Here is a 23,709-nt window from a genome sequence, read left to right as displayed (position 1 = left end):
TTTGCTCAGATTCAAATAACGAAATCAAACTTAAAGAATTCAGAAAAGGAAACTAAAGATGGCTGCTAAAGACGTTAAATTTGGTAATGACGCACGAGTTAAAATGCTAGAAGGTGTAAACGTTCTAGCTGACGCAGTAAAAGTAACACTTGGCCCTAAAGGCCGTAACGTTGTTCTAGACAAATCATTTGGTGCACCAACGATCACTAAAGATGGTGTATCTGTAGCGCGTGAAATTGAGCTTGAAGACAAGTTCCAAAACATGGGAGCTCAAATGGTGAAAGAAGTGGCATCTCAAGCAAACGATGCTGCGGGTGATGGTACGACAACAGCGACAGTTCTTGCTCAAGCGATCGTAAACGAAGGTCTTAAAGCAGTTGCGGCGGGTATGAACCCAATGGATCTTAAACGCGGTATCGACAAAGCGGTAATTGCAGCTGTTGAAGAATTAAAGACGCTGTCTGTTCCATGTGCGGATACAAAAGCGATCGCTCAGGTGGGTACGATCTCTGCTAACTCTGATTCAAGCGTAGGTAACATTATTGCTGAAGCAATGGAAAAAGTGGGTCGTGATGGCGTTATCACTGTGGAAGAAGGTCAGGCTCTTCATGATGAACTAGACGTGGTTGAAGGTATGCAGTTCGACCGTGGCTACCTATCACCATACTTCATCAACAACCAAGAAGCGGGCAGCGTTGACCTAGAAAACCCATTCATCCTTCTAGTAGACAAGAAGATTTCTAACATCCGTGAACTTCTACCAACACTAGAAGCGGTTGCTAAAGCCTCTCGTCCACTGCTAATCATCGCAGAAGATGTTGAAGGTGAAGCACTAGCAACGCTTGTTGTGAACAACATGCGTGGCATCGTGAAAGTGGCTGCGGTTAAAGCGCCTGGTTTTGGTGACCGTCGTAAAGCAATGCTACAAGACATCGCTATCCTAACTGGCGGTACTGTGATCTCTGAAGAAGTGGGTCTAGAGCTTGAAAAAGTGACATTGGAAGACCTAGGTCAAGCGAAGCGTATTGCGATCACCAAAGAAAACACAACGATCATCGATGGTATCGGTGAAGAAGCGATGATTTCTGGCCGCGTTACTCAAATTCGTCAGCAAATTGAAGACGCAACTTCAGACTACGACAAAGAGAAACTACAAGAGCGCGTGGCTAAGCTAGCTGGCGGTGTTGCAGTGATCAAAGTTGGCGCAGCAACTGAAGTTGAAATGAAAGAGAAGAAAGACCGCGTAGAAGACGCCCTACACGCGACTCGCGCAGCGGTTGAAGAAGGCGTAGTTGCTGGTGGTGGTGTTGCACTAATCCGCGCTGCATCTAAGATTGTTGACCTAGAAGGCGACAACGAAGAGCAAAACGTGGGTATCCGTGTTGCACTACGCGCAATGGAAGCGCCTATCCGTCAAATCACGAAGAACGCTGGTGATGAAGAGTCAGTGGTTGCGAACAACGTTAAAGCGGGTGAAGGTTCATACGGATACAACGCAGCAACGGGTGAATACGGTGACATGCTAGAGATGGGTATCCTAGACCCAACTAAAGTAACTCGTAGCGCTCTACAATTCGCAGCATCGGTTGCAGGTCTAATGATCACAACAGAAGCGATGGTGACTGATATGCCACAAAAAGATGGCGCAGGCATGCCTGATATGGGTGGCATGGGCGGTATGGGTGGCATGGGCGGTATGATGTAATCACCCCTCAACACTCTTAAAGCTTTAAAAGCGGAGACTTCGGTCTCCGCTTTTTTTGTACTTGCTAGGCAGGGAAGGTGTGATGTTTTACACAAATAACCCTGAGACTTTTTGATGTAATAAAAATATGAGCTAATGCTTTATTGATTGACAGGTGAATGATTGTCCAAGTCAAACATTGTGATTATCAGTCAGGGATCGTGGGAACCGTTAGGTTACGATAGTTCTTGAATATACCCATTTTTTCTTACGAGTAAGCGTAGGTAATGAGGTTAGCAGTGAAGATTGCAGTTGCAGGTACGGGTTATGTTGGTTTATCCAACGCGGTGCTATTGGCTCAAAACCACACAGTGGTAGCGCTGGATGTTGTAGAGAAGAAAGTTGAGCTATTAAACCAAAAAGTTTCTCCTATTATTGATGCTGAGATAGAAAACTTCTTAGCAAATGAGCCGATTGATTTTGTGGCGACGACGGATAAGCAACATGCCTATCAAGATGCTCGCTTTGTGGTTATCGCAACGCCAACAGATTACGATCCAGTAACTAATTACTTTGATACGTCATCGGTAGAGTCCGTGATTAAAGACGTGATGTCGTTCAACCCTGAAGCAGTGATGGTCATCAAATCTACAGTTCCGGTGGGCTATACCGAACGCATCAAACGAGAATTAAATTGCGACAACATCATTTTCTCCCCTGAATTTTTGCGCGAAGGAAAAGCGTTGTATGACAACCTTCATCCATCACGAATCATCGTTGGTGAGCAAAGCGAACGCGCGCAAGAATTTGCAGATTTATTGGTCGAAGGTGCAGTTAAGCAAGACATTAATGTTCTTCTGACCAATTCAACGGAAGCAGAAGCGGTTAAACTGTTCTCGAATACCTATCTTGCGATGCGTGTCGCTTACTTCAACGAACTGGATTCATACGCAGAAGCACACGGTTTAGATGCCCGCCAGATCATTGAAGGTGTTGGTTTAGACCCTCGCATCGGAAACCACTACAACAACCCATCTTTTGGCTATGGCGGTTACTGTCTGCCCAAAGACACCAAACAGCTATTGGCCAACTACCAAGCCGTACCAAATAACATCATTGGCGCGATTGTTGAGGCAAACCGTACTCGCAAAGACTTTGTTGCTGACTCCATTTTAAAGCGAGGAGCAAAGGTCGTTGGTATTTACCGCCTAATCATGAAATCTGGGTCAGATAATTTCCGTGCCTCTTCGATTCAGGGGATCATGAAGAGACTTAAAGCGAAAGGTGTGACGGTGATTGTTTACGAGCCAGTACTAGAAGACGCGCAATTCTTTCATTCTGAAGTCGTCCGTGATCTTGGAACATTCAAAGCTAACTCCGATGTTATTGTTTCGAATCGCATGGCACAGGAGTTGGCAGACGTAGCAGATAAAGTTTACACCCGTGACTTGTTCGGCTCAGACTAAGCCAGTTTAACCTCAAAGCTCAGTATAAAGCTGATTTAAGCACTGATTTTAGCTACATTGATGTTAGCTAAGGTTAGGCCTAGATCAGCTTTTTAAGTGCTGGTGGACGTATTCACGGATATAAGGCACTACCTCTAACTCAAACCATGGGTTCTTCTTTAACCACAACGTATTACGTGGTGAAGGGTGAGGTAACGGTAAATACGTTGGTGCCCAGCGTTGCCACTGTTTCACGGTTTCTGTAAGCGTCTTCGGTTTGTCTTTGAGGTAGTAATTTTGCGCATATTGGCCAATCAAAAGTGTCATCCCCACGTTGGGTAGCTGAGATATTACGGTTGAATGCCACTGTGGTGCGCACTCTTTTCTGGGCGGTAGATCTCCGCTTTTTCCTTTTCCTGGGTAGCATAGGCCCATTGGCATAATGGCTATCTCATCTGGATCGTAAAACTGTGCTTTGTCTAATTGAAGCCACTCTCGTAGCCTCTCGCCACTTGGATCGTTCCAAGGAATAGATGTGTTGTGCACTTTGAGCCCTGGTGCTTGACCAATGATCAGTAGTTTAGATGATTCACTTGCCTGAATCACAGGGTTAGCTCCAAGCGGCAAGTTGGGCTCGCAGAGTGAGCATGCTCTGATTTGTTGAAGAGTTTCTTTAAGCATGGGGCTGATCCTTGTCGTTGTTTGGCCTGGGTACGGACTTGAAGAGCTTGACGCTGTGTTCTCTTGATTAGAGTGCTCTCACTGCGATGATATTAATTATTGTGTAGGAAATAGTTAAGAACCATTACTTTTTTCCCAGCTGGTTATCAAGTAAACTCTCGCTGTTTATTTCTGCAACCGATGAGTCGCTATGCTACAGAATCCTCTTCAGCTTCGTCTTGAGAAGTTAGAACCCTGGAAACAAATTACCTTTATGGCGTGTTTGTGTGAACGCATGTATCCAAACTACGCCATGTTTTGTGAAAGCACCGAGTTTGCCGAAGCACGAATTTATAAAGATATCCTAGATAGCGTCTGGGAATTGCTGACGGTTAAAAATGCCAAAGTGAATTTTGAACGTCAGCTTGAAAAGTTAGAAGAGATCATTCCAAGCTCAGAAGACTTCGAGTTTTATGGAGTGTATCCGGCGATTGATGCGTGTGTTGGCCTATCGACTTTGCTTCATGGGCTGTTAGATCGTGATGACCTGTTTGAAAGCATGCAAAAAGTGAGTCAACAATCGGTTGTTACCGTTGCTCAACTCGAAGAAGCGCAAAGTGGTGAAGAGATAACAAACCACAACCAAAAAGACAATGAAGCTGTCTGTGCGGAATGGGATGTTCAGTGGGCAATCTTCCGTCCGTTAAAAGACGCAGAAGAGCGTGATATTGATCTGATTAAAGATTTACGCGAAGAGTTGAGAGAAGAAGGTGTCAGTAATATTGGCGTGAGCGTCAAGTAGTCGTTGGCTGGAATCTTTTTTCGAAATCATATGAAAAATTAAGGCTGACCGGTTGGTCAGCCTTAATTGTATCTATTTCATTGACGAACTAATGGTCTCATCCTCGTCACGATTTTCAATCACGCCATGGGTATGTTTCCATTTTTCCCAGCGCTCAAATGCCAGCTGCTGCATGTCGGTTGTGTGGTCAGCTTCATCGACAATTTCTTCACCAACGAGATGCTCGAAAATGTCTTCTAAGGTTAGAATGCCCTGGACAGTGCCATACTCGTCACCCACCACAGCAAGCTGAAGTCGCTTAGCCATCATTTGTTCGAATGCTTGAGGTAGCGAGATCGTATTGAGCAATACGTGTACGGGTCTCATAACCTCTCCCAGCTGCTTATCGCCGCGGCCAGCATGTTGGTGCTTAAAGAGCTCCAAGCGGTGAACAAAACCGACGATATTATCCTTCGATTGGCTATACACCAACGGACGCGAGAACGGCGTATCTTGGTTTTCAGTAAGAAACTCGGTGATACTCATCTTGGCATTCACGCGAAAAACAACCGGGCGAGGCGTCATGACCTGTGTGACGGGCACATCCTGAATACCAAGTAGGTTATCCAGCATCTTTGATTCACCTTCGGCAAACTCTCCGCTCTCTTTCGCCAGAATCGCCATGGCAGACAGCTCATCACGCATTTTCGGCGCAACATGCGCACGCGACAGGCGTTTGGTGATTTGCTCTGAAAACCAAACGAATGGTGTTAATGCCCAAACCATCCAGCGCAAGATGATTGCAGCTGTTGGGGCGAGCTGTCGCCAGTATGTTGCACCAATCGTTTTAGGAACAATTTCGGAAAGAATCAACACACCTAAGGTGAGAAGCGCTGAGAAGACGCCAAGCCACTCGCTACCAAACACAACAGAAGCCTGTGCACCAGCGCTGGCTGCGCCTATGGTGTGTGCAATGGTGTTCAGCGTTAAAATCGATGCCAAAGGGCGGTCAATATCAGACTTTAGCTTGGTGAGTTTTTCGGACGATGGGTGTTGTTGTTGTCGTAGCTGCGCTAAATAGCTCGGTGTGATACTGAGTAATACCGCTTCTAAAACAGAACAAATGAAAGATACGCCGATCGCAATGCTGACGTACGTGATTAGCAGAAACATAGAGCTCCTATATAGGTTACATCACCGCCAATGTATCGTGTTCAATGAGTGCCATGGATAACGCATACCTAAGAACAAAGACATTGGTATCACAACCGAATTTTGCATGAGTTTGCTGACGATTTGATGGCAGGTAAGTCATGCCTGAGCAATATTGGTGTGAGTGTTTTTTCATCGCTTAAGTCCCGTTAATTCAGGCTTCACAGGCTATCGCAGATTCATAAATAAGGTAAATGTAGGCGAAAAACAAGGGCGAGGATGTCTTAGGTTAGTAACAAATTGTGAGTCAATACCCAGAATATGGCTAAAACAACGCCATGAAAGTCAAAGATCGCTTACAAACCTTTGCCAGATGGGGCATTTATGCTTTAGAGTGAGCTGAATTCGATAACATATAAGAAGGGAAACCTAATGAACAAGACCCAATTAATCGACTTTATCGCAGAAAAAGCAGACCTATCTAAAGCACAAGCTAAAGCTGCTCTTGAAGCTACTCTTGAAGGTGTTACTGATGCACTAAAAGAGGGTGACCAAGTTCAACTAATTGGTTTTGGTACATTTAAAGTTAACCACCGTGCAGCTCGTACTGGCCGCAACCCTAAGACTGGTGATGAGATCCAAATCGCTGCTGCAAACGTTCCTGCATTCGTAGCGGGCAAAGCGCTGAAAGACGCAGTAAAATAATTTAAAAAACCGATCCAGCGTTTTTCTCTGGAATAGTTTACTATACGTCAAGGTAGTCCTTATCTTGGCGTATTTTTTTATGATGAAAACGTTATTGTTATCTTCACTAGCGCTCTCCATTTTAGCGGGGTGTTCTTCAGGCGTATCTCAAGCCGATTTAGATCAGTTTCGTGAGTACACAGGTGGGCGCGTCATGGGGGATACCACAAGCTTATACTGGTATACCGAGAAACTCATCTCACCTTACACCGCAGCCGATTATGTCTATGCTGGCGATTACGGCTGGTTTAAAACGGATTACCGTTGGGCTGGTGGAGAACTTAGGGAGCTGGTACGTCAGGGAGAGCAAATCCAAGAGAACCAAGAGCGTGTCCCTTATACTATTCACGTACGTTTCAACAAAGATGGCGAAGCGATCTACCAGCAATACAAGATCAACGGAAAAGTTCTACCACTTAAAAACGATAAGCTTAGTTGGTTAAAGCAGGAAGCGGCGAATATCCCTAAAGTCACCAAGGCGCAAAGCAAAGAAGGGGCGTATTTGATTCAAGGCTACTGGGACGGAAGTGAATTTGAAACATGCGCAAATGATTCGTATGAGGTACTCGAATTTAACCAGACCCTACCGAGCTTTGTGGTTAATCGATTATCTTCTGTAGACAGCTATGTTGCGCTGTTAGGCTCAAACCAGAGCGACAAAGTGGTCGTGCAAGCGCTACTCATGCTGGCTGATGATGATCACGACTGTATAGAACGGCCTAGTATGGTTGAGAGCTAAGCGCTGGAAATCAGCTCTGAGCATTCAATTACGCAGCAGGGTAATGGTAAGCACGCAAGAATAACTCTCTTATCCTCGCGTGCTTATCGGCTTTAGCTTTTAGTCAGCCTTGCTTGGCCTTTGGGATTTTGAGGTGACAGGGTGGGCTGTATACGAAGCAAGTTAGTTTGTCCCGTCCACTCCTGAACTGCCACCACTAGAGCCAAGTACAACTGCAGCGGTAACTGCAACAGCAGCACCTACAGCTACTGCAGTTGTCGTGGCTGTTCCGGAAGCTGAAGATGCAGCCTCTGTCGTACCAGCTGCAGTCCCCCCTCTTTCTGCCAAGTTTTTTGTAGCAGTCACCGCTGTATTTAAATCATTCACTTCGACATCTGGTGTGGCCTTATCTGCGGAAATTACACTTGTTGGTGCGCCGCCTAGTGTAAGCAATACAGCTAGAGTAATATGTTTCATGAGTGATCCTTGCATATTGACAAAATCATACATAGCATACGTATCACCCTAGAGTTTAGAATATAGCAATACAATTTCTATTCAAAAAAACAAAAATGTACCAGTAACTCTACGAAACACTAAACAGCAGTTCCTAAATATAGATCTTCATAGAGCTTCGGAATGTAAATACGAAGAAAAACGGTGGGGCCTGTTACCGCAATGTCGGCTGTACTCTAGGTATATGGCGCTTTGTAGGTATTTTTAGGTGTTATACATTTATCATCGACAAATACCTCCCTGTCTTTTTTTTGAGACTTAGCCTGTTCCAATTCACTCGACCCACTCTGACAACTACCTTTAAGTAATGATATGTCAGTCATTAATTGAGGTGCGAGATGCAGGCGAATCCATCCAAACACACACTCCCGTCATTTGATGAACTTGTGAAGCTTGCTGAAGAAAACCCGGATGCGTTTGATAGGCTTAAGAGAGACATGTGCAAAGAGTGCATTATGTCAGCCTCAGAAAGTATGCAAAGTAGGCTCTGGGCTCAGCAAAGCCATATCGATTTAGTAATTAGCCACTGCAAAAACCCAAATCACGTCAATGTTCAGCTTATGAAAGAGCTCGTCGCTCAAGTGAGGAAATTTCAGGATGCTCTGACTGGAGAGGTCGAGCCTGAAAGTAATGCAGATATCGTTCAGTTTAATGATTGGCGTTGAGTAGCATCGCTCAATTAGATTCAGTTCCCATGAAGATCATGTCACCGAAAGACTAAAAAGCCCCCTTTTTCAGAAGGGGGCTTTTTTATGAATGTTCGCTAGCGATTCTAGACGATTATTTATCTTGCTCGCGCTCAATCGCTCGGTAACCGATGTCGTTGCGGTGGAACATACCATTCCAACTAATCTGTTTGGCAAGCTCGTAAGCACGTTGCTGAGCTTCTAGAACAGTATTTCCCAGTGCAGTTGCGCAAAGCACACGGCCGCCGTTTGTTACGATATCGCCATCTTTGTTGTCAGTACCTGCGTGGAAGACCTTCTCGCCTGCCACTTCTTGCTGAGGAAGGCCTGAAATCACGTCGCCTTTGTTGTATGCAGCAGGGTAGCCACCCGCTGCTAATACGATACCAATTGACGCTTGAGGTGCCCATTTCGACTCCACTTGGTCTAGCTTCTCATCGATTGCTGCCAAGCACAGTTCTACTAGGTCGGACTCCATGCGCATCATGATTGGTTGCGTTTCTGGATCACCGAAGCGGCAGTTGTACTCAATCACTTTTGGTGTGCCGTCTTTATCGATCATCAAGCCAGCGTATAGGAATCCAGTGTAAGGGTTACCCTCTGACGCCATACCTTCTACGGTTGGGTAAATCACTTCCTGCATGATGCGATCGTGAATTTCAGGTGTCACCACAGGCGCAGGAGAGTAAGCACCCATACCACCAGTGTTAGGGCCAGTATCTTTGTCGCCGACACGTTTATGGTCTTGGCTGGTCGCCATTGGTAGAACGTTCTTGCCATCCACCATCACGATGAAGCTTGCTTCTTCGCCATCTAGGAATTCTTCGATGACTACTCGGCTACCCGCATCACCAAATGCGTTGCCTGCTAGCATGTCTTTAATCGCGTTTTCTGCTTCTTCAAGTGTCATCGCAACGATTACACCTTTACCTGCTGCTAGGCCGTCCGCTTTAACGACGATAGGAGCGCCTTGCTCACGAACGTAAGCCAGCGCAGGCTCGATTTCAGTGAAGTTTGCGTAAGCTGCAGTTGGGATGTTGTGGCGAGCCAGGAAATCTTTCGTGAACGCTTTAGAGCCTTCTAGCTGCGCTGCCGCTTCAGTCGGACCAAAGATAGGCAAGCCAGCGGCGCGGAATGCGTCAACCACACCGATAACCAATGGCGCTTCAGGGCCTACAATGGTTAGCTCGATGGCTTTCTCTTGAGCGAATTCGACCAGACCTTTAATGTCTTCAACGTCGATATTCACGTTTTCTAATTTGGCTTCTAGAGCCGTACCTGCGTTACCCGGCGCAATGAATACCGTTTCAACATTTGGGTTTTGAGCCACTTTCCAGCCAAGAGCGTGTTCACGACCACCAGAACCAATAATTAAAACTCGCATAATAAAATCCTTAATCTTATAGATACTGTTTACTCTAGGTAGTTGGTACTGTGGCTAGGCAACAATTGAGCCCATCCTCGGGAGCATAGCTCGCTATGTGACTGAGGTGGGCGAAAGCTGTTAACGACGCCAGAGTACCAAATACGACGAGTAAAATTAGTGGCGGAAGTGACGCATACCGGTAAAGATCATCGCCATACCATGCTCATCTGCTGCAGCGATAACTTCGTCATCACGCATAGAGCCACCAGGTTGAATCACACACTTGATGCCAGCTTCTGCAGCTGCATCAATACCGTCGCGGAATGGGAAAAATGCATCCGATGCCATTACGCTACCTGCAACTTCAAGGTTCTCGTCTGCTGCTTTGATACCAGCGATTTTCGCTGAGTAAACGCGGCTCATTTGGCCTGCACCCACACCGATAGTCATATCGCCTTTTGCGTAAACAATCGCGTTAGACTTCACGTACTTGGCGACTTTCCAGCAGAATAGCGCGTCTTTTAGTTCTTCGTCAGTTGGCTGGCGTTTAGACACTACTTTCAGGTCGTCTAGGCTCACCATGCCTTGGTCTCGGTCTTGAACTAATAGACCGCCGTTTACGCGTTTAACGTCAAAGCCCGTTGTCTTGGTTGACCATTCACCACACTCAAGTAGGCGAACGTTTTTCTTCGCTGCTACAACCGCTACCGCTTCTGGTGACACTTTAGGTGCGATGATAACTTCTACAAACTGACGCTCAACGATGGCAGTCGCTGTTTCTGCGTCTAGCTCTTTGTTGAATGCGATGATGCCGCCGAATGCTGACGTTGGGTCTGTCTGGTAAGCGCGGTTGTATGCTTCTAGGATGTCTTTACCTAGTGCCACACCACATGGGTTAGCGTGTTTAACAATCACACATGCAGGCTCAACAAACTCTTTCACACACTCAAGTGCTGAGTCTGTATCTGCAATATTGTTGTAAGAAAGCGCTTTACCTTGGATTTGCTTCGCTGTTGAAACCGACGCTTCTTGTGGGTTTTCTTCCACATAGAAAGCTGCGTCTTGGTGGCTGTTCTCACCGTAGCGCATGTCTTGTTTCTTGATGAATTGTTGGTTGAACGTGCGAGGGAACTTCGATTCTTCGTCACCTTCTTTGTTCTCGCCGTAGCTAGGAACCATGGTGCCGAAGTAGTTAGCAATCATGCCATCGTAAGCCGCAGTGTGCTCAAAAGCCGCGATAGCAAGGTCAAAGCGAGTTTCTAGCGTCAGAGACTTATCGTTCGCGTCCATTTCTGCCACTACGCGATCATAATCTTGTGCGTTAACAACGATAGTCACGTCTTTGTGGTTTTTCGCTGCAGAGCGAACCATAGTAGGACCACCGATATCGATGTTCTCAACAGCATCGGCCAACGTACAACCTTCTTTCGCTACCGTCGCAGCGAATGGGTATAGGTTAACCACAACCATATCGATTGGGTTGATGCCGTGTTCTTCCATCACAGCGTCATCTTGACCGCGACGACCAAGCACACCACCGTGAACTTTAGGGTGAAGCGTTTTTACGCGACCATCCATCATTTCCGGGAAACCCGTGTAGTCAGATACTTCCGTTACAGAAATGCCTTGCTCAGCCAGTAGGCGAGCAGTACCACCAGTAGATAGGATATCGACACCGCGATCAGCTAGAGCTTTTGCAAACTCAACAATACCTGTTTTGTCTGATACGCTGATTAGGGCGCGGCGAATAGGGCGAGCGTTACTCATGCTTCCATTTCCTCTAAGTCACAGAGTTAGATTAAGATAAAGATATTTGCCAAAAATGAACTTGTTCTTACAGTCAGATGTAAGATATTGGCCAGTTTTGGTAAAGACCTTTCGAACGACTCATTATTGGTCAATGGTCGCCTCTGAACTTGACGGAGCGTATTCTAACTAATTTATTACAAAAAAGCTCGCGCAATCGTTTGGCATCGCATAAATAATTGCAAAAAACTCAATTTTTACCTTTAAAAGTAACGAGATGGTTAATAAGGAGAGTTATGTTCCTGATAGGTGAACTGGCAAAACGGTGTGGTATCACCGCCGATACACTGCGATTTTATGAGAAAAATCAGCTTATAAAGCCAGCAGGACGCAATGAGTCTGGCTATCGTTTGTATGATGAAGAAAACCAAAAACAAGTCGGTTTTATACTCAAAGCGAAGGATTTAGGTCTGAGTTTGGAAGAAATCAAAGAGCTGCTTGAGATTAAGCTAGAAGCGACGGAGCATAGCTGTGCGGAGGTGAAATCGATCACCACGGCCAAGTTGGTATTAATTGATGAAAAGATTGCGGAGTTGACCCGCATACGTAATGCGTTGAGAAAGATAAACGACGCATGTTGTGGGGAAGTGGATGATGATGCAAGTCACTGCTCAATTCTGGAAGCGTTGGCGAGTGAATAAAGAAAAAGCCGAGTTCATTGCTGAGCTCGGCTTATTCTAGAAAGAATCTACGTCAGAATGATTAGTTCATGCCGTATTTCTTAAGTTTTTTGCGAAGAGTACCGCGGTTGATACCCATCATAGTTGCTGCGCGAGTTTGGTTACCGCGAGTGTATTGCATGATGGTATCTAGTAGTGGCTGTTCAACTTCAGCTAGAACTAATTCGTATAGCTCTGTTACTTCTTGGCCGTTTAATTGAGCCAAGTAGTTTTTAAGAGATGCTTTAACAGAGTCACGTAAAGGCTTCTGAGTAATTTGGTCTTGTGACGTTACTGTAGTTACTGTTAATGCTTCTGAAGTCAGATTTTGTTCGAACATATTCGGTCTAGCTCTTCTCTTAATTATGATGCAACGTTATCAAAATAACCCTCTAACGCCTCAAGTTGCAGCTCGGCTGCGTCGATAGCGTTGAAGGTACGGCGAAACTCACTCGCTTGCTCATGCTCTTTTAGATACCAACCCACGTGCTTGCGCGCGATTCGTGGACCTAAATACTCGCCATAAAAATCATGGAGAGCGTTCACATGACCTAACATAATGCCCTTTACTTCCTCAACAGGAGGCTCAGGCATTGTGGTGCCGTTTTCCAAAAAGTGTTGGATTTCCTGGAAAATCCAAGGACGACCCTGGGCAGGTCGCCCGATCATTAAAGCGTCTGCACCGGTGTATTCCAGTACATATTTGGCTTTCTCTGGGCTATCAATATCACCGTTAGCGATAACCGGAATTGAGATTGCCTCTTTCACCGCTTTAATGCTGTCATATTCGGCCTCACCTTTGTACATACATGCTTTTGTCCTGCCGTGCAGAGCAAGAGCCTGTATGCCGCAGTCTTCGGCTAATTTAGCGATTTGGACACAGTTTTTGTTTTCTGTATCCCAGCCAGTACGGGTTTTTAACGTCACAGGAACGTCTACTGCATTGACTACGGCTTTCAGTACATCTTCGATAATGTCTGGATACTTTAGTAATGCAGAGCCGGCTAGCTTCTTATTCACTTTCTTTGCTGGGCAACCCATGTTGATATCGATGATTTGCGCACCGTTCTCAACACTGAACTGAGCTGCGTCAGCCATAAGCTGTGGATCGGAACCTGCAATTTGTACAGAGCGAATGCCCGATTCGCCTTCATGCACCATGCGTTGTTTCGATTTAGACGTTTTCCATAGTTTAGGATTAGCGGACATCATTTCACTGACGGCCATACCTGCACCATAGCGGAGGCACAACTCACGGAACGGTCTATCAGTCACACCTGCCATAGGGGCAACGATGAGATTATTCTTAAGTTGGTAGTTTCCGATTTTCAAAATGTCTTCACAGCTTAGCACCAGCAAGGGCGCGCATTTTACGCATTTTTTCACTGCGTGAAAAGACTAATATTTGAGCATTTACAATTTGTTTTTGTAAATTGCATGAATTTCAGTCAATTAGGGCTGAAAGTCTTATCTAGCCTTGCTTGCGACCCGAGATGCGACACCATTCACTTTGCTCTTTGATAGGATCAATGTGAAGCTCATCACGGTAATAGTTTGCAACATCTTCAGCTTGCGTATCCAAAACACCCGACATAGCGAGCTCGCCATTTGGCTTAACGAGAGACTTAATAATAGGTGAAAGTTCACGAAGTGGGCCTGCCAAAATGTTGGCAACTACCACATCTGCGATTAAACCTTCAGGTTGATCTTGAGGTAGGTACACTTCCAGTTTATCGACCACACCATTGCGTTTTGCATTCTCTTTTGACGCGAGTAGAGCCTGAGGATCGATGTCGATCCCGATAACTTTTTCTGCGCCAAGTTTGATCGCTGCGATCGCTAGGATTCCTGAGCCACAGCCAAAATCGATCACCGTCTTGCCTGCAAGGTCTAGGCTTTCCAGCCACTCAAGACAAAGTGCTGTAGTAGGGTGAGTCCCTGTACCAAACGCTAGGCCAGGATCGAGCATAACATTGATGGCATCCGGGTCTGGTACGTCACGCCAGCTTGGACAGATCCATAGACGCTCACCAAATTTCATCGGGTGGAAGTTTTCCATCCACTCGCGTTCCCAGTCTTTGTCTTCAAGCTGCTCGACTTTGTACGCGAAATCTTGCGTTAGCATTCCGCTTGCTTTGATTTGATCAAGGATGAAGCTTGTATCCGCTTCAGCGTCATACAGTGCCAGAATGTCAGTATCACCCCACAAGCGAGTTTCGCCAGGCAAAGGTTCGAATACAGGCGTATCTTGCGCGTCTAAAAAGGTGACAGACAGCGCACCAGTCTCTTCCATAAGCATGTCGCCGATTGGTTCAGCGTTTTCATTGGTCGCGTTGAGTTTGATTTGAATCCAAGGCATGAGTATGTGCTCTCTTAGATGATTAAATATTGATTGGCGGTGAGTGTAGCAGAACTGAGCTCATTATTTGAGTATCGTTCGTATGCAAAACTAAAAATGGCATTCAAAACCAAAAATGTTGCCCAAAAGAAAAAATGCCCACCGAAGTGAGCATTTTGATTGGATTCAGCTAAGAATTACTGAAGACCGAGTTTTTTCTCTAGATAATGAATGTTGGTACCGCCGTGTTGGAAGTTTTCGTCATTCATGATTGACACTTGTAGAGGCACGTTTGTTTTGATGCCTTCAACAATCATCTCGCCAAGAGCGTTCTTCATACGTGCGATCGCAACATCACGGTTTTCACCGAACGTGATCAGCTTACCGATCATTGAATCGTAGTGAGGTGGCACTGTGTAGCCTGTGTAGATGTGCGATTCCCAACGAACACCCATACCGCCTGGAGAGTGGAAACGCTCGATCTTACCCGGTGAAGGTAGGAAGCGTTCAGGATCTTCTGCGTTGATACGACATTCGATGGCATGGCCGCGGATCTTGATGTCGTCTTGAGTGAACGACAGAGGTTGGCCTGCTGCAACACGTAGCTGTTCTTTGATTAGGTCAACGCCCGTTACCATTTCTGTTACTGGGTGCTCTACCTGGATACGAGTGTTCATTTCGATGAAGTAGAACTCACCGTTCTCGTATAGGAATTCGAACGTACCTGCGCCGCGGTAACCAATCTCTAGACATGCACGAGTACAACGTTCACCGATGTACTTACGCATCTCTTCTGTGATACCTGGAGCTGGCGCTTCTTCAACCACTTTCTGGTGACGACGCTGCATTGAACAGTCACGTTCACCTAGGTGGATTGCACTACCTTGACCATCAGCGATTACCTGTACTTCAACGTGACGTGGGTTTTCTAGGAATTTTTCCATGTAAACCATGTCGTTGTTGAACGCTGCTTTCGCTTCCGCACGCGTCATCGCAATGGCTTGGGTCAGGTCTGCTTCGCTGCGCACTACGCGCATACCACGACCGCCGCCGCCACCAGATGCTTTGATGATCACTGGGTAACCGATGCGTTTAGCGTGCGCTTTGTTTTTTGTCTCGTCGTTATCAAGTGGACCATCAGAGCCTGGTACACAAGGAACGCCAGCTTTCTTCATTGCTGTGATTGCAGACACTTTGTCACCCATTATGCGGATAGTGTCCGCTTTAGGGCCAACAAAGATAAAGCCACTGCGCTCAACTTGCTCTGCGAAATCTGCGTTCTCTGATAGGAAGCCGTAACCTGGGTGGATCGCCACAGCACCTGTTACTTCAGCTGCTGAAATGATGCGTGGGATGTTCAGGTAGCTATCAATACCACGAGCAGGACCGATACACACAGTTTCGTCCGCTAGCAGTACGTGTTTAAGATCGCGGTCAGCAGTAGAGTGTACTGCTACGGTCTTAATACCTAATTCTTTACAAGCGCGAAGAATACGAAGTGCAATTTCACCTCGGTTCGCGATGACTACTTTATCTAGCATAAGAGAGGGCCTCTATTATTCGATAACAACAAGTGGTTGGTCGAATTCAACTGCTTGACCATCTTCAACTAGGATAGCGGTAACAACACCAGATTTGTCAGCTTCGATTTGGTTCATCATCTTCATTGCTTCAACGATACATAGTGTCTCGCCAGCTTTTACAGATTGACCAACTTCTACGAATGCTTTCGCGTCTGGGCTTGGAGAACGGTAGAAAGTACCTACCATTGGAGAAAGAACTTGGTGGCCTGCTGGTACTGCAGGTGCCGCCGCTTCTGCTGGAGCAGGTGCTGCCGCTGGAGCTACTGCTGCAACAGGAGCCGGAGCTACAGGCGCTGCCGCATATTGAACTGGAGCAGGTGCTGCTACTGGGCCATTACGACTGATTCGTACCGACTCTTCACCTTCAGAGATTTCTAGCTCAGCAATGCCAGACTCTTCAACTAGTTCGATAAGCTTCTTGATTTTACGGATATCCATCTTTTCTTTCTCTTTTATCTTGTGAATAAGACAGCCCCAATAGGGCTGCAGAGTGTGTGTTGTTACTGTGCCTGAAGTTTAGTAATGGCAGCAGACAAAGCAAATTCGTAACCTTGAGCACCCAATCCGCAAATCACGCCTTCTGCTTTATCAGACAGGTACGAGTGGTGACGGAAAGGCTCACGGGCATGTACATTCGAAAGATGTACTTCGATAAATGGGATAGCAACGCCTAACAGTGCGTCACGCAGAGCGACACTGGTATGAGTGAACGCTGCTGGGTTAATAATGATAAAATCCACGTTGCCATAAGCTGCGTGGATCTTTTCAATCAGTTCGTACTCTCGATTAGACTGTAAATGCTCAAGTTCGACGCCCGCATTTAGCGCCTGTTCAGTGAGTGAGTCGATAATCTGTGTTAGGGTTTGAGAACCGTAATGTGCGGGTTCACGAAGACCTAACAGGTTGAGATTAGGACCATTTAAGACAAGAATGCGTAATTTTGCTGTCATTGTGTCGCTATCTTCCTATTTCATGATACGAACTAGAATATTCCCATATTATCGCTGACTCAGCATGGTTTCATTGTGAAAAATTAGGCTGAATCTTTGAAATAGACCCAGATTATAGCTAATTCAGCGCATTTAGCAGCAATTTACTGGTCTAATCTCCCAGCCTAGGGCGGAATTTTTGTAACCAAGATAACAAAAACGGTAATAGCCGCTCTTTGCGTGTGGCTAATTTTGTTTCGCTATAAACGAAAAAGCCGCCACGAATGTGACGGCTTTTGTTCATGTTGTTGCTTTAAACAAGCTCGGCTTTTTCGGCAATCAGCTTATCAACCACGCTTGGGTCTGCCAGCGTTGAAGTGTCGCCTAGGTTGCTGGTATCACCTGTTGCAATCTTACGTAGGATACGACGCATGATCTTACCTGAACGAGTCTTCGGTAGAGAGTCTGTCCAGTGCAGAACGTCTGGCGTAGCGATTGGACCGATCTCTTTACGAACCCAGTCTTTCACTTCTTTGTGAAGTTCTGCAGATGGGAACTCACCATCGTTTAGCGTGATGTAAGCATAAATCGCTTGGCCTTTGATGTCGTGAGGAATACCTACAATCGCCGCTTCGGCAATCTTATGGTGTGCCACTAGCGCAGATTCAATTTCTGCCGTACCCATACGGTGACCCGATACGTTCAGTACGTCATCTACACGGCCTGTGATCCAGTAGTAGCCATCTTCATCACGGCGTGCACCGTCACCTGTAAAGTACATGCCTTTGAAGGTTGAGAAGTACGTCTGTTCAAAGCGGTCGTGGTCACCGTAAACTGTACGCATCTGACCTGGCCACGAATCTAGAATAACAAGGTTACCTTCTGTCGCGCCGTCAATAACGTTGCCCATGTTATCAACCAATGCTGGTTGTACGCCAAAGAATGGACGTGTTGCAGAACCTGGTTTCAGCTCAGTTGCACCTGGCAGTGGCGTAATCAAGATGCCGCCAGTTTCAGTTTGCCACCAAGTATCCACGATAGGGGATTTTTCTTCACCGATGGTTTTGTAGTACCACTCCCACGCTTCAGGGTTGATTGGCTCACCTACCGAGCCCATCACGCGTAGGCTTTGACGTGAGGTGCCTTGAATAGCTTCGTCACCTTTTGCCATTAATGCACGAATCGCTGTTGGTGCAGTGTAAAGAATGCTGACTTGGTGTTTGTCGACGACTTCACTCATGCGAGCTGTTGAAGGGTAAGTTGGCACACCTTCAAACAGAATCGTTTTCGCGCCGTTCGCTAGTGGACCGTAAATCAGGTATGTGTGACCAGTAATCCAACCCACATCCGCAGTACACCAGAAGGTGTCACCTGGTTGGTAGTCAAATACGTACTTAAAGGTCATGGTAGCGTACACTAGGTAGCCACCTGTGGTGTGTAGAACACCTTTTGGCTTACCAGTAGACCCAGAGGTGTAAAGAATGAATAGCGGATCTTCTGCTTTCATTTCTTCTGGTGGGCAGTTGTCAGATACGTTTGCAGTTGCTTCGTGCCACCAAACATCGCGGTGCTCGTGCCACTCAACATCACCACCAGTGCGCTGAAGAACGATTACTTTATTAATGGTTTTTACTTCTGGGTTGGTCAGTGCTTCATCGACGTTTTTCTTCAGTGGAACTGCGCGACCACCACGTAGACCTTCGTCTGCAGTGATAACAATTTTTGCATCTGAGTCAATGATACGGCCTGAAAGCGCTTCTGGTGAGAAACCACCGAACACGACCGTGTGAACCGCACCGATACGGGTACATGCCAGCATAGCGACAGCCGCTTCCGGTACCATTGGCATATATAGACAAACCACATCGCCTTTGCGTACGCCTTGCTCTTTCAGCGCGTTAGAGAAACGGCACACTTCTTTGTGCAGTTCGTTGAAAGTCAGTGTTTTGTCGTCTGATGGGTCGTCGCCTTCCCAAATGATAGCAACTTCGTCACCGCGCTCTGCTAGATGACGGTCGATACAGTTTGCAGAAACGTTGAGTGTGCCATCTTCGAACCAGCGAATATCAACGTGGCCAGTGTCAAATGAAGTGCTTTTCACTTTAGTGAACGGCTTGATCCAATCAACAATCTTTCCGTGCTCGCTCCAGAATCCTTCTGGGTTTTTCACAGACTGCTCGTACATGGCTAGGTAGGTGTCATTATCCGCGTGCGTGTTTGCTTTGATGTTCTCTTTTACCGGATAAATATGGGCTTCACTCATTGCTTCTCTCCTTGCGCTTCGTTTCAGCCGGTGTCGGTGAAATGAAGCTGGTGTCCGTTTAAAACGATTTAAGTTATACAAAATCCCTATGTCTATAACTTTCCAGCACAGGGTCGGATTCGACAATTAGACTTTAGGATGATAGGGGTCTTTTTGCTTAAAAATTAGTTCTTTATGTCTGAAATTGAGAGTTTGATCGATAGGACGTCTAACGTGAATAAGGCAAATTTAAGCTAGGCAGATCACCTTTTGTTAGGCGGACGTAGACGAGAGCCGCTGAAATCGCATCTTGTAAGGCGTCATGCTTGTTGTGTTGCTGTGGTAGATCGAGGTGTTTACAGATCGCATCTAGGCTCAAATCAAAGTAGGCGTTAGGGAGGTGGCGCTCTAGTTTGTCATGATAGATCTGGCTGACTTCAATGAGAGGATTTGGCAATGGGAAGCCAAGGTGTCTTTTACACGCTAAGTCAAGGATCTTCTTGTCATAGCGAATGTGATAGCCCACCAAAGGACGATTACCAATGAAGTTGAGCAGCCTGATCAGAGCTTGTTTTTCATCAATGCCATCGGCGAGGTCTTGATGGCGTATTTGGTGGATTTTAATTGAACTAGAGTCCAAAGATTGTGGTGCTCTCAGCCTCACTTCAAATGGATTGCTGGTGATGATTCGATTGTCGATAATCTTAGTGGCTGCAATGGTCACCAGCTCAGCCCTATTTGGGTCCAAGCTGGTGGTTTCACAGTCCAGTGACACGTACTCCGATTTTTGCACAGAAGCGAACAGAGGCCGATAGGGTGAACCTTTCAGCTTGTAATACCAGTACAATCGTTGAAGTGCGTTCATGTCATCAACCTCAGTCTCGGATCTGGTAGTGATAGCCAAGGAATTGTTTGAATTTTTTCACGACATGGAGGCTATGTCGCAGAAGATCTCGTTCTGTTCTGTCGAGCTGCTTTAAGTCAATCTTATTATGGCTATGTTGATTGGCCAGCTGCTGTACGAGGCGTAATTTGAAAAACAGCTTGAGCGCTTCTGTTAGATTGTCTGCCGTTTCTGGCTCGAGTATTTTCCGTTTTCGCAAGCTCTCGATACGCTCAAAGGTATTGTTGTCTTCGATACCATACTCGAGCGCCAACGTTCTTATTCCATGGACGATTGGAAAGATACCGCCACTTTTTAGGTCAATACCTTCTTTGTCGCTTTTTACGTTGCCAAACAGAGTCAATGGAAGGCTGAATTGGAGGGCCGGGCGACAAAAGTCTTGCAACGCCAGCATGTTATTGAGCATCAGTTTACCCAAGTGTTCCCTAACGGGTTCAAGCAATGCGGTGTTGCCTGCCACTGCATGGGCATCGGTGAAAATCGCCAGATCCATGATTTGTTCGGAAGAGGTTGCTTTGGCCCATTGGGTAATGGTTTTTTTCCATTCTGATTGGTTTTTGACCCATTTTGGATTGTTCACCATGACGTTGCCGGGGCAAAGAGGGTAACCAAGTTGCTGTAACGTATGGGTGAACTTTTCCATGACCGATTCGCATTGATGCCAGTGAAGTCCGTCTTTCACGATCAGTGCGTTGTCTTGGTCGGTTTTTAGTATTTGCTCTCCACGACCTTCAGACCCCAGAACCACGAGACAGCAATGATCGTGAAGCGCGGGTGGGACAACCAATTCAAACGCTTTTTCGATGATCTGTTCATTAACCGCAGAGATAAGCTCCATGATGAATCGAGTGCGAATCCCATTGTTTAAGAGTGAGTCGACCAACTGACGTTGTCGATTCGAGGCGATAGCCAACTCTTCTATGCTTGATGAGCGGGCAATGCTGAGAGTGATAACATGAGAGTGTGTCGAGAAGGCACTTAGGATTTGAGTCATATCCAGCATGCCTACCGCGTCTTTTCCATCTGCAACCATGACACGCTTCATACGGTTGCGCGTCATTTTGATCATCGCATTAAACAAGAAATCCCCGTCGTCGACGTGAATCACGGGAAACGTTGCAATTTTGCCAACGGGCGTATCGAGCGGGTGGTCATCTAACATCACGGCATGCAGCATATTGGTTCGAGTGATGATGCCGTAAGGCAGTTCATGAGGGGCATCTTGGAGACGAGCGTCGTTGTCATCCAGCCTGACTAATGCGGAATCAATACCGTTAGATTTTAGTGTTTTCGTGACTTCGTTCAGCGGTTGGTCGGGTTGTAGGATCATCGCTGGGTGATAGATGTCTTTATCGACTTTAGTCAGAATGAATTCCGCTAGGTTTTGCTGCTGTTGCGCCGCTTCTATTAGCTCCTGACGTTTGGCTAAATTGTTATCAAAGTAGGCTGCGAATTGGCCATTTTCGTTGTAGAGATCCAAGAAGACAGATTGGGGAAGTAAATAGGCGAGAGTGTCTTCGAGCGCCACATAGGTGTGTCGTGTTTTGCCTTCAAACAGTGCTCGCACATCAAATAGATCATCATTGGCGTAATGGGCAAAGATCTCTGAACCATCTTGTGAACGCTCTTCCACCGCACCTTTGATCAGCACCAGCAGATGCTCGCTCTCTTTACCTGCGGTTAATACGGTCTCTTTATCCCGAAAATAGGCGACATCCAACGAAGAACGGAGCCTGTACTGCTGCTCATCGTCCAAGCAATCAAAAGGGGGCGCGTGCATGTTAAATTTGTCAGGCATGATTCACCGATAAGTACAAAGAGGCCATACTTGCAAGTGTGACAAATTACCGGCGAACTGCCAGACGACTTTGGTCGAACGATGGTCGTAATACTCGCCAGAGAACAATAAGGAAACGGAGTGGTGAAGATTATTCCCTTTTTATCCATATGAAAAAGAGTGATACTAGGGTCTGTTAATCTTTCGTGGTTAATTTTTGTTCGAGATAAAAGCGTTTTAATCGCGGCGAGAGGTTTGTAGCCTAGTCATTCTAAGCAAAATACCTCTCAACAAAGAGTAAAACGCTTTTAGCCGAACCCTTCGGGCAGCGTTTGTGGGCCCTTTCTACTACGTTATCGGCTTATCAGGTAGAACAACTACATTTCAAAGCCTCTGCCTTGTATAAAGAACCCACAAAATGCTGCAAAAATCAGCTCGAAAGGTCAACAGACCCTAACTCGCTTTTTCATATGCATTTGAGGTTTTTATGCTTACTCCGTCTCCCTATGGATGGATCTCCCAATATTTCGCAGGATTTTTCTTCGCTTACGGCGTTTATTTGCCTTTCTGGGCTCTTTGGTTTGAAGAGCAAGGTGTCTCTCCTACAGATATTGGTTTGCTTGTCGGTATTGGTTTTGCGACCCGCTGCGTTGCGAATATGATTCTGACGCCTCGAATTCACAAAGTAGAACATCTCATGCCAGCGCTGCGTTGGCTCAGTTTTGCCGCGCTACTCTTTGTTGCGTTTCACTTTTTCACTGGCGGCAACTTCTGGTTGATGGCATTAGCGACCATCTTATTTAACTTGTGTTGTGGCCCTATCATTCCTATCTCTGACGCCATGGCGAACTACTACTCCCGCCTTAAAATGTTGGATTACGGTAGAGCACGTTTGTGGGGTTCGGTCGCATTTATCGCAGGCTCTACGGTTGTCGGCTTCTTAGTGGCGAAATATGGCTCTGATATGATCATCTATACGGCGCTAGCGGGTGTGTTTGCTTCTCTGTTGTTTAGTATGCGTAAGACGAACCCGATGCCAGTCACGACGGTTGAAGCGCATACCGAAAGACCAAAGCTGTCTGAACTACTTAGAGAAAAACCCGTGGTGAAGTTCTTGGTTTTAGTGGCACTTATTCAAGGTAGTCATGCCGCTTATTACAGTTTTAGTTCTATCTATTGGAAAGAAGCGGGTCACTCAGAAGACATTATCGGTTATTTGTGGAGTTTGGGGGTTGCGGCGGAAGTGGCTGTATTTGCACTGAGCAAGCGACTATTTTCAGGCTGGTCACTGCGTACGTTGTTTGTTGTGGCATCGCTGGGTGTGATTGCTCGCTGGGGATTGACGGCGTCTACGACTGCGATTGCTGCATTGGTCATGATCCAGCTCTTGCATGGCGTGACATTTGCGATGGCGCACATTGCGACCATTCAGTACATCCAACACTCTGAACAACATAAGATCGTGGCTCTGCAAGCGCTTTATAACGCGATTCCGCTTGGCGCATTCATCGCTCTGATGACGACTCTAAGTGGTTGGGGATATGAAAACTGGGGCGCGAACGTGTTTTGGGCGATGGCGTTGATGGGCGTGCTGGCTCTCTTTATTCAAGTTGAGCCCAAGCGTGAACCTAGACAGAAGGTTATGAAAGCTGAACCACAGAATTAGCGCTAACTCATTGAGATAAACAATGATCCTTAGTTAAATGAAACCTCTCCCGC

At 46.3% G+C, this 23,709-nt stretch carries 23 protein-coding genes and 1 pseudogene; 8 read left to right on the top strand and 16 right to left on the bottom strand.

Translation table 11 applies throughout. The annotated features are described in order from the left end of the window. The first annotated feature begins 58 nt into the window (after positions 1 to 58). Both groL and NP165_RS12325 read left to right on the top strand, forming a co-directional pair. A complete protein-coding gene (groL, locus tag NP165_RS12330) occupies positions 59 to 1,705 on the top strand; it encodes a chaperonin GroEL (RefSeq protein WP_257084203.1) in 1,647 nt (548 codons plus the stop codon). 278 nt (positions 1,706 to 1,983) lie between these two features. Then, a complete protein-coding gene (locus NP165_RS12325) occupies positions 1,984 to 3,150 on the top strand; it encodes a nucleotide sugar dehydrogenase (RefSeq protein WP_257084202.1) in 1,167 nt (388 codons plus the stop codon). Positions 3,151 to 3,234: 84 nt separating this feature from the next. Here the strand turns inward: NP165_RS12325 and NP165_RS12320 are convergent, their stop codons facing one another. Next, a complete protein-coding gene (locus tag NP165_RS12320; RefSeq protein ID WP_257084201.1) occupies positions 3,235 to 3,810 on the bottom strand; it encodes a uracil-DNA glycosylase family protein in 576 nt (191 codons plus the stop codon). A gap of 190 nt (positions 3,811 to 4,000) precedes the next feature. Between NP165_RS12320 and NP165_RS12315 the strand changes: the two genes are divergently transcribed. Continuing rightward, complete coding sequence (locus NP165_RS12315; RefSeq protein ID WP_257084200.1) at positions 4,001 to 4,591, top strand: YjaG family protein; 591 nt, start codon at positions 4,001 to 4,003, stop codon at positions 4,589 to 4,591. A 72-nt stretch (positions 4,592 to 4,663) separates the two neighbouring features. Here the strand turns inward: NP165_RS12315 and NP165_RS12310 are convergent, their stop codons facing one another. Both NP165_RS12310 and NP165_RS12305 read right to left on the bottom strand, forming a co-directional pair. After that, positions 4,664 to 5,743: a CNNM domain-containing protein gene (locus NP165_RS12310; RefSeq protein WP_257084199.1), complete on the bottom strand. Its 1,080-nt coding sequence runs from the start codon at positions 5,741 to 5,743 to the stop codon at positions 4,664 to 4,666. A 16-nt stretch (positions 5,744 to 5,759) separates the two neighbouring features. Next, positions 5,760 to 5,918: a hypothetical protein gene (locus tag NP165_RS12305; RefSeq protein WP_257084198.1), complete on the bottom strand. Its 159-nt coding sequence runs from the start codon at positions 5,916 to 5,918 to the stop codon at positions 5,760 to 5,762. 236 nt (positions 5,919 to 6,154) lie between these two features. On the opposite strand from NP165_RS12305, the gene hupA reads away from it, so the two are divergent. After that, on the top strand, positions 6,155 to 6,427 hold the full coding sequence (gene hupA / locus NP165_RS12300; RefSeq protein ID WP_257084197.1) for a nucleoid-associated protein HU-alpha: 273 nt from the start codon (positions 6,155 to 6,157) through the stop codon (positions 6,425 to 6,427). Between the two features lie 82 nt (positions 6,428 to 6,509). Next, on the top strand, positions 6,510 to 7,205 hold the full coding sequence (locus tag NP165_RS12295; protein ID WP_257085597.1) for a DUF1481 domain-containing protein: 696 nt from the start codon (positions 6,510 to 6,512) through the stop codon (positions 7,203 to 7,205). A gap of 162 nt (positions 7,206 to 7,367) precedes the next feature. Here the strand turns inward: NP165_RS12295 and NP165_RS12290 are convergent, their stop codons facing one another. Next, positions 7,368 to 7,676, bottom strand: a complete 309-nt coding sequence (locus tag NP165_RS12290) for a hypothetical protein (RefSeq protein ID WP_306439751.1) — start codon at positions 7,674 to 7,676, stop codon at positions 7,368 to 7,370. 362 nt (positions 7,677 to 8,038) lie between these two features. On the opposite strand from NP165_RS12290, the gene NP165_RS12285 reads away from it, so the two are divergent. Next, on the top strand, positions 8,039 to 8,365 hold the full coding sequence (locus NP165_RS12285; RefSeq protein ID WP_257084196.1) for a DUF3135 domain-containing protein: 327 nt from the start codon (positions 8,039 to 8,041) through the stop codon (positions 8,363 to 8,365). Between the two features lie 115 nt (positions 8,366 to 8,480). On the opposite strand, the gene purD is transcribed toward NP165_RS12285, so the two are convergent. The 3 genes and pseudogenes from purD to NP165_RS20095 all read right to left on the bottom strand — a co-directional run. Beyond that, on the bottom strand, positions 8,481 to 9,770 hold the full coding sequence (gene purD / locus NP165_RS12280; RefSeq protein ID WP_257084195.1) for a phosphoribosylamine--glycine ligase: 1,290 nt from the start codon (positions 9,768 to 9,770) through the stop codon (positions 8,481 to 8,483). Positions 9,771 to 9,926: 156 nt separating this feature from the next. Beyond that, the gene (purH, locus tag NP165_RS12275) at positions 9,927 to 11,519 is read right to left on the bottom strand and encodes a bifunctional phosphoribosylaminoimidazolecarboxamide formyltransferase/IMP cyclohydrolase (RefSeq protein WP_257084194.1); all 1,593 of its coding nucleotides are present in this window, start codon (positions 11,517 to 11,519) and stop codon (positions 9,927 to 9,929) included. A gap of 130 nt (positions 11,520 to 11,649) precedes the next feature. Further along, positions 11,650 to 11,745: pseudogene (locus NP165_RS20095) on the bottom strand (phosphoribosylamine--glycine ligase); the annotation flags it as partial. A 49-nt stretch (positions 11,746 to 11,794) separates the two neighbouring features. On the opposite strand from NP165_RS20095, the gene zntR reads away from it, so the two are divergent. After that, on the top strand, positions 11,795 to 12,199 hold the full coding sequence (gene zntR / locus NP165_RS12270; protein WP_257084193.1) for a Zn(2+)-responsive transcriptional regulator: 405 nt from the start codon (positions 11,795 to 11,797) through the stop codon (positions 12,197 to 12,199). A gap of 61 nt (positions 12,200 to 12,260) precedes the next feature. Here the strand turns inward: zntR and fis are convergent, their stop codons facing one another. From fis to NP165_RS12225, 9 genes are all read right to left on the bottom strand, one after another. Next, complete coding sequence (gene fis / locus NP165_RS12265) at positions 12,261 to 12,557, bottom strand: DNA-binding transcriptional regulator Fis (protein WP_000462885.1); 297 nt, start codon at positions 12,555 to 12,557, stop codon at positions 12,261 to 12,263. 23 nt (positions 12,558 to 12,580) lie between these two features. After that, positions 12,581 to 13,549: a tRNA dihydrouridine synthase DusB gene (gene dusB, locus NP165_RS12260; RefSeq protein ID WP_257084192.1), complete on the bottom strand. Its 969-nt coding sequence runs from the start codon at positions 13,547 to 13,549 to the stop codon at positions 12,581 to 12,583. A 139-nt stretch (positions 13,550 to 13,688) separates the two neighbouring features. Beyond that, positions 13,689 to 14,576: a 50S ribosomal protein L11 methyltransferase gene (gene prmA, locus NP165_RS12255; RefSeq protein WP_257084191.1), complete on the bottom strand. Its 888-nt coding sequence runs from the start codon at positions 14,574 to 14,576 to the stop codon at positions 13,689 to 13,691. 176 nt (positions 14,577 to 14,752) lie between these two features. After that, positions 14,753 to 16,096 (bottom strand): acetyl-CoA carboxylase biotin carboxylase subunit, encoded by a 1,344-nt coding sequence (gene accC, locus NP165_RS12250; protein ID WP_257084190.1) that lies wholly within the window; start codon positions 16,094 to 16,096, stop codon positions 14,753 to 14,755. 15 nt (positions 16,097 to 16,111) lie between these two features. Beyond that, entirely contained in the window at positions 16,112 to 16,576 is a 465-nt protein-coding gene (accB, locus tag NP165_RS12245) for an acetyl-CoA carboxylase biotin carboxyl carrier protein (protein WP_257084189.1), read from the bottom strand. A gap of 62 nt (positions 16,577 to 16,638) precedes the next feature. Then, positions 16,639 to 17,088, bottom strand: a complete 450-nt coding sequence (gene aroQ, locus NP165_RS12240; RefSeq protein WP_257084188.1) for a type II 3-dehydroquinate dehydratase — start codon at positions 17,086 to 17,088, stop codon at positions 16,639 to 16,641. Positions 17,089 to 17,380: 292 nt separating this feature from the next. Beyond that, positions 17,381 to 19,330 carry an acetate--CoA ligase gene (acs, locus tag NP165_RS12235; RefSeq protein ID WP_257084187.1) on the bottom strand — a complete coding sequence of 650 codons (1,950 nt, stop codon included), beginning with the start codon at positions 19,328 to 19,330 and terminating at the stop codon, positions 17,381 to 17,383. 208 nt (positions 19,331 to 19,538) lie between these two features. Continuing rightward, positions 19,539 to 20,174 (bottom strand): 3'-5' exonuclease, encoded by a 636-nt coding sequence (locus tag NP165_RS12230; RefSeq protein WP_257084186.1) that lies wholly within the window; start codon positions 20,172 to 20,174, stop codon positions 19,539 to 19,541. Between the two features lie 10 nt (positions 20,175 to 20,184). Continuing rightward, positions 20,185 to 22,011 carry a DUF294 nucleotidyltransferase-like domain-containing protein gene (locus tag NP165_RS12225; RefSeq protein WP_257084185.1) on the bottom strand — a complete coding sequence of 609 codons (1,827 nt, stop codon included), beginning with the start codon at positions 22,009 to 22,011 and terminating at the stop codon, positions 20,185 to 20,187. Positions 22,012 to 22,477: 466 nt separating this feature from the next. On the opposite strand from NP165_RS12225, the gene NP165_RS12220 reads away from it, so the two are divergent. Next, complete coding sequence (locus NP165_RS12220) at positions 22,478 to 23,656, top strand: 3-phenylpropionate MFS transporter (RefSeq protein ID WP_257084184.1); 1,179 nt, start codon at positions 22,478 to 22,480, stop codon at positions 23,654 to 23,656. Positions 23,657 to 23,709: the final 53 nt, after the last annotated feature.

The organism is Vibrio japonicus, assembly GCF_024582835.1.
GTDB lineage: Bacteria > Pseudomonadota > Gammaproteobacteria > Enterobacterales > Vibrionaceae > Vibrio > Vibrio japonicus.
Note: the sequence above shows the minus strand (reverse complement) of the source record. Positions and strands in the feature narration are given on the sequence as shown.

Excerpts from the sequence above, each read along its gene's own strand:
- groL (WP_257084203.1), top strand. The coding sequence starts at position 59 with ATGGCTGCTAAAGACGTTAAATTTGGTAATGACGCACGAGTTAAAATG.
- NP165_RS12320 (WP_257084201.1), bottom strand. The coding sequence starts at position 3,810 with ATGCTTAAAGAAACTCTTCAACAAATCAGAGCATGCTCACTCTGCGAG.
- NP165_RS12315 (WP_257084200.1), top strand. The coding sequence starts at position 4,001 with ATGCTACAGAATCCTCTTCAGCTTCGTCTTGAGAAGTTAGAACCCTGG.
- NP165_RS12310 (WP_257084199.1), bottom strand. The coding sequence starts at position 5,743 with ATGTTTCTGCTAATCACGTACGTCAGCATTGCGATCGGCGTATCTTTC.
- NP165_RS12305 (WP_257084198.1), bottom strand. The coding sequence starts at position 5,918 with ATGAAAAAACACTCACACCAATATTGCTCAGGCATGACTTACCTGCCA.
- hupA (WP_257084197.1), top strand. The coding sequence starts at position 6,155 with ATGAACAAGACCCAATTAATCGACTTTATCGCAGAAAAAGCAGACCTA.
- NP165_RS12295 (WP_257085597.1), top strand. The coding sequence starts at position 6,510 with ATGAAAACGTTATTGTTATCTTCACTAGCGCTCTCCATTTTAGCGGGG.
- NP165_RS12290 (WP_306439751.1), bottom strand. The coding sequence starts at position 7,676 with ATGCAAGGATCACTCATGAAACATATTACTCTAGCTGTATTGCTTACA.
- NP165_RS12285 (WP_257084196.1), top strand. The coding sequence starts at position 8,039 with ATGCAGGCGAATCCATCCAAACACACACTCCCGTCATTTGATGAACTT.
- purD (WP_257084195.1), bottom strand. The coding sequence starts at position 9,770 with ATGCGAGTTTTAATTATTGGTTCTGGTGGTCGTGAACACGCTCTTGGC.
- purH (WP_257084194.1), bottom strand. The coding sequence starts at position 11,519 with ATGAGTAACGCTCGCCCTATTCGCCGCGCCCTAATCAGCGTATCAGAC.
- zntR (WP_257084193.1), top strand. The coding sequence starts at position 11,795 with ATGTTCCTGATAGGTGAACTGGCAAAACGGTGTGGTATCACCGCCGAT.
- fis (WP_000462885.1), bottom strand. The coding sequence starts at position 12,557 with ATGTTCGAACAAAATCTGACTTCAGAAGCATTAACAGTAACTACAGTA.
- prmA (WP_257084191.1), bottom strand. The coding sequence starts at position 14,576 with ATGCCTTGGATTCAAATCAAACTCAACGCGACCAATGAAAACGCTGAA.
- accC (WP_257084190.1), bottom strand. The coding sequence starts at position 16,096 with ATGCTAGATAAAGTAGTCATCGCGAACCGAGGTGAAATTGCACTTCGT.
- accB (WP_257084189.1), bottom strand. The coding sequence starts at position 16,576 with ATGGATATCCGTAAAATCAAGAAGCTTATCGAACTAGTTGAAGAGTCT.
- aroQ (WP_257084188.1), bottom strand. The coding sequence starts at position 17,088 with ATGACAGCAAAATTACGCATTCTTGTCTTAAATGGTCCTAATCTCAAC.
- acs (WP_257084187.1), bottom strand. The coding sequence starts at position 19,330 with ATGAGTGAAGCCCATATTTATCCGGTAAAAGAGAACATCAAAGCAAAC.
- NP165_RS12230 (WP_257084186.1), bottom strand. The coding sequence starts at position 20,174 with ATGAACGCACTTCAACGATTGTACTGGTATTACAAGCTGAAAGGTTCA.
- NP165_RS12225 (WP_257084185.1), bottom strand. The coding sequence starts at position 22,011 with ATGCCTGACAAATTTAACATGCACGCGCCCCCTTTTGATTGCTTGGAC.
- NP165_RS12220 (WP_257084184.1), top strand. The coding sequence starts at position 22,478 with ATGCTTACTCCGTCTCCCTATGGATGGATCTCCCAATATTTCGCAGGA.